This window comes from Streptomyces sp. ActVer, assembly GCF_027270795.1.
Lineage (GTDB): Bacteria > Actinomycetota > Actinomycetes > Streptomycetales > Streptomycetaceae > Streptomyces > Streptomyces umbrinus_A.
This window is the reverse complement of record NZ_JAPWHT010000765.1, coordinates 1-2685: the sequence shown is the minus strand read 5'-3', so window position 1 is coordinate 2685 and position 2685 is coordinate 1. Positions and strand designations below refer to the sequence as shown.

The following is a 2685-nucleotide window of genomic DNA, read 5'->3' as shown; positions in this document are numbered from 1 at the left end:
GCGGGGCTGTGCCACTTCCTGGAGACCATGTGCGAACTCCAGTCACAGGACCGGGGGTTCAACGACCTGGCCTCCATGCGGCTGCCGGAGAGCGCCTGCCTGGCGGGCGCCCAGACCCGCATCCGCGAACTCGGTGTACACATCGTCGAGCGTGCGCAGGAGCAGGGCAGCCTGCGCCCCGACCTCACCCCCGAGGACCTTGCCTTCGTCATCTGGTCGCACAGCCGCGTCACCGAGGCCACCCACGCCATCGCCCCGGACGCCTGGCGCCGCCACCTTTACCTTCTGCTCGACGGCTTCCGAACCGACCGCGCCCACCCGCTGCCGGCGCCGCCGCTCACCGAGGAGCAGCTGTACCGCGCCATGATCAGCCTCGGCGGAAACGGGGCCTGCGGCGCCTGACCGTCGGCACGCGTCGTTGTCTCAAGGCGCCGCGGGAGCCCCTTCCCGGCGACCAGGCCGAGCCGGTACGCCTCCGTCCCCGCGACGCAGAGTTCGTGGAGGCGTTTGGTGACCTCCGCGTGCACCGGCGACACGGCGTGCGTCGAAGGCCGCCTCAGGGCTGGCCACCCGCTATGACAAGACACCCGAGAGCTATGCCGCAGGACTCCACCTGCGCGGGTCCATCCTCTGGTTACGCAGCCTTCCAGCCCTCCCGTGACCTCAACTCAGAACAGGCCCTAGGCGCCGGCAGTCCATGGCGGCCTGTAGCAGAGCGCGGGCGGCGGGGGAGACCGTGCGGTAGCGGTGCAGGAGTCCGGCTCCTCCGGCTAGGAGCTGGGTGATGCGGCCGTCCTTGGTGTACGCGAGGGCGTGTGCGAGATGCCGGTCGCCCGCCGACGCCAGTTGTGCGGCGCTGGCCAGCGCCGCGGCGTCGAACCGGTCGGGCAGATAGATGCTCTGCCCGGCCAGCAGTTCACGTGCCTGGGGATGGGGGTCCTCCTGGCCGGGCAGAGGGAAGGCGGTGTAGGTCTTGGCGTACTCCGGCCACAGCGTGGCCAGTACCAGAGTGGGCCGGCGTTCGGTGTCGGTGAGCAATGCGTGCAGGGCTGCGGCGATGCGTTCACCGGTGTTCGGGGCCGCCCCGAGATAGTGTTGGGCTTCGGTGAGCCAGATGACTGTGCAGGGTGCGACGTGCTGCAGGTCGGCGAGGGCGGCGCCCGCGCGGGTGGGATCAAAGGGGTGCCACAGCCGCCAGCCCGCCCGCGCCAGGGGCTGGATAGCCTCCCAGCACGCACGGGTCTTCCCGGTTGACGAAGCCCCCACTAGCACCGCCATGTGGCTCTTCCCTTGACCCGCCGCCGACACCAGCTGCTCCAACTCAGCGTCGTGCGGCCGCACCACATACGCTGGCAAGTCGGCGGCCAGCCGCGACAGCCCGTTCGTCCCGTCGAACATCGGGCGCGCTGTGACGTCCGTGGCGGGATGCACTTCCAGGTCGTACGGGCTGACTCACCGATGGCCCGCCCCAGCACCGCAGCCCGCCTGCCGGTGTGCTCCGGCGCCGGGGGTGGAGGCGGCTCGGGCGCACAGGCAAGGGCGCGCAGGTTCAGCAAGGGGCGCGGTTCAAGTGACAACGCTCGGGCCAGAGCGCCGACCGTCTGCGCCGACGGCGCCGGTGCCACCGGGCCGAAGGCCTGGCTGACCACGGTCCGGCCCAGCCGGGCGCGACGGGCCAGTGTCGTCTTCGTCAGCCCTTCCGCGACCAGGCCTGCCTCAAGGCGAGCCCGTAACTCCGCCAGGGCCGCCCCCGGATCCCGCAAGCCCTCCGTGTCCACTCCCGCCTCGCCACAGCTCGCCCGTAGAGACGGACTCCGGATCGCTCGCTCCTGGTGCCCGGCTTCCGGTCCATCTCGCCGCCAAAGGAGGGCAACGGACCGCCATTGCCCACCGGATGACTGTGCATGAAGGTGACGCCATCACAACATCCCCCTTACGCACAGGATTTCATCCGTCCCCGGCAGTCCGGACGAATTCCGCGGTACTGGCTTGGCGGCAGGCACCTCCCTTCGGGCGCGCGCTCCGGCTGGGCGGCACGGCCCCGACTGGTCGCCAGGGGTGCCGGACCGAGCGAGTGCTGTCCTTCCCGGCGGGCTGACCGCGCCCGCACGACACCCGGACGTGCGACAACTCGTGCCTGAGTGTGGAGCGTTCGCTGTTGTTCGCGTTCGACCGGCCGCACCCCGGCGAACAGGGGCGACGCCAGATTGGCCACAAACACCAGTGCATCGATTCCCGGGAGGGGCCGTAATGTCCGACCGCACTGCCTTCGTCCTGCTGGCCTCCGCCCTGGCCGTCATCGTCGCCTCGATGGTCGCGGTCGCCGCCGGTTGTCTGGCGCGACTCGACCAGGCCACCTTTCCGGTAGCTCTCATCCAGGCGGCCAAAGCCTTCGCCGCGGCGCTGGCGGCCGCCCTCGTCGCGGTGGCCCGTCAGTGATCGGGGCGTCCGCCGGACCGGCGTGCCTCTTGACTTCACAAGACCCCCGCGCCAGATTCCTGACTCCGCATCAGAACCGGGGCGCCACAGGCTTGTTGCCTCCCGGGGCACAGCACGTCCTCACCTCCCTTCGCCCTGTTGGAGTGCTGCCATGTCGACAACCGCGGGTCCTGCGAGACGTACCGAAGCCCCCTCACAGCCCGGCCCGTCGCGGCGCCGGGTGCTCGGCGCCGCTACTTCGGGCGG

Annotated in this window: 2 protein-coding genes and 1 pseudogene; 2 read left to right on the top strand and 1 reads right to left on the bottom strand. The window is 70.9% G+C overall.

All coding sequences use genetic code 11. From position 1 onward, the window contains the following. Nucleotides 1-402 (top strand): annotated as a pseudogene (locus tag O3Q52_RS51760) (TetR/AcrR family transcriptional regulator); the annotation flags it as partial. A gap of 261 nt (nucleotides 403-663) precedes the next feature. Here the strand turns inward: O3Q52_RS51760 and O3Q52_RS51755 are convergent. Then, on the bottom strand, nucleotides 664-1278 hold the full coding sequence (locus O3Q52_RS51755; RefSeq protein ID WP_269655349.1) for a hypothetical protein: 615 nt from the start codon (nucleotides 1276-1278) through the stop codon (nucleotides 664-666). 972 nt (nucleotides 1279-2250) lie between these two features. Here O3Q52_RS51755 and O3Q52_RS51750 point away from each other — a divergent pair. Continuing rightward, nucleotides 2251-2439, top strand: coding sequence for a hypothetical protein (locus O3Q52_RS51750; protein ID WP_269655348.1), 189 nt, complete (start codon nucleotides 2251-2253; stop codon nucleotides 2437-2439). Nucleotides 2440-2685 lie beyond the last annotated feature (246 nt).

What these genes read in the sequence shown, in the direction of transcription:
- O3Q52_RS51755 (WP_269655349.1), bottom strand. Translation starts at nt 1,278, where the DNA reads ATGGCGGTGCTAGTGGGGGCTTCGTCAACCGGGAAGACCCGTGCGTGC.
- O3Q52_RS51750 (WP_269655348.1), top strand. Translation starts at nt 2,251, where the DNA reads ATGTCCGACCGCACTGCCTTCGTCCTGCTGGCCTCCGCCCTGGCCGTC.